Origin of the sequence: Pseudarthrobacter raffinosi (assembly GCF_023913735.1) — a bacterium.
In the GTDB taxonomy this organism is placed as follows: Bacteria; Actinomycetota; Actinomycetes; order Actinomycetales; family Micrococcaceae; genus Arthrobacter; species Arthrobacter raffinosi.
Genome location: NZ_JAMXBH010000057.1, coordinates 1 through 1,511, shown reverse-complemented (window position 1 = coordinate 1,511; position 1,511 = coordinate 1). Strand labels below are relative to the sequence as shown.

Annotated in this window: 1 protein-coding gene and 1 pseudogene; both read right to left on the bottom strand. The window is 62.1% G+C overall.

Annotation, left to right across the window (positions count from 1 at the left end; all coding sequences use genetic code 11):
• Nucleotides 1-571: 571 nt before the first annotated feature.
• Nucleotides 572-907: a class I SAM-dependent methyltransferase gene (locus NG698_RS21550; protein WP_252603997.1), complete on the bottom strand. Its 336-nt coding sequence runs from the start codon at nt 905-907 to the stop codon at nt 572-574.
• A gap of 76 nt (nt 908-983) precedes the next feature.
• Nucleotides 984-1,449: pseudogene (locus tag NG698_RS21545) on the bottom strand (ISL3 family transposase); the annotation flags it as partial.
• Nucleotides 1,450-1,511 lie beyond the last annotated feature (62 nt).

Sequence of the window (1,511 nt, the reverse complement as noted above, 5' to 3'; positions counted from 1 at the left end):
GATGCAAACCCATATTCCAGGACCCGCACCAGCAGAAAACACATCCCCACCAAACAAAGGCGCTCAAAAGAACAACCAACATTTGGTCTTGAATTAGGGGGTTGGCCGCCCGCGGTAACCAGCTCTTCGCTGTTCCCCTCGCGGCGACTTAGAAAACAATACACCCACCCAACCCCCACCGCAAATCCACCCCCACAACAGGCCCTATGCCCCCAGGATCCGCGTCGTGGCGGGGAATCTGAGGGGCTCACCGGAGTCCCGGTGCAGTATTCGGCCAGAACGGGTTTCTGTTGACTGGATCACATCACGCGAGGATTGGTCCACGGCCGATTCGGCCCAGGCCGGCGCCTTTTCCGGTTACAGGTCAGCCCAAGCTTTGTTGTAGTTTCGGCTTACCTTTCGCCTGCCCGCATTCCTCCGGTTGCTGTCTCTTATTAATGGCTCAGGCGTGCACTGCTAGCGGCGTGCGGCCGATGACCAGGATCAGTTCGTCGCTGATGGGACATGGTTTCGAAGCCGGCTGCACTAAGGATCCTGCTGAGGTCTCCCACGGGCCAGGAGTACGCAGGCGTCACCGCATGTGGAAATCTCGCGATTTCGTCTCCTTCAAACAGACGAGACTCGTGAGGGAGGCGACACGGAATGGGATGCCGGGAAAGGATGCTTCTGCTTGCTTGATGAAAGCCGGCACCAAATCGATTCCTTCGACCGCCGCCCCTTGGTCCGCGAGGAACTTGGTCCAATGGCCGGGCCCGCATCCCACATCCAGCACTGGCCCCACCAGAGGTGCGACCCAGTCAGCTACGAGCTTCCGGTCAGCTGGATGAGCTGACTCGACCGACCCAAATCTTGCAGTGTACTCGGCAGCTCTCTTTGAGTACGCGGTCGCGACCTCTGCATCCGTCATGCAGCCACCTTATGGTGGGCACAGGAATCGATGCTTCCGGGCAGAGTTGCCTATTCGTTTGACGTGCCCTCTACAGACCGGTACGGCCGCGGTGGCCACGGATGGCCTGCTGGCCCCGACGCCGGCACTCATCGAGCGCCTTGCCGGCCAGGCGCGCCACGTGGAAGGGATCCATGACCACGACCGCCTCGGGGAGCTCGTCGGCGGCGGCAGTCTTGAATCCGGTGAACCCGTCCATCGCGACCACCTCCACGGTTTCGCGCCAAGCCGTGGGTCGCTCGGCCAGCCAGTCCTTGAACGCCTGTTTGGAGCGGCCGTCTACCATGTCGAGCGGGCGCGCGGGGCCGGTTCCCTCACGGATCGGGTGAGGTCGATGACGACGGTGACGTACTGGACACCACGCCTGGTGTGTCGCCACACGCGCCCGCAGTCGATGCACCGGTGCGGCGGATCGTAACCTCGAGGACCTTGGGACGACAGCCCAGCGGCTCGTGCGCCAACTCCCGGGTCACCGTGTCCCGTGCCATGCTCTTGAGCCGACAAGTCGTGGTCAGATGAGGTCAGACGAAAGCCGTCGTAGGGGTTGCGTCAAGCACGTCGAGGT

Coding starts and splice junctions, on each gene's coding strand:
- NG698_RS21550 (WP_252603997.1), bottom strand. CDS start 907: ATGACGGATGCAGAGGTCGCGACCGCGTACTCAAAGAGAGCTGCCGAG.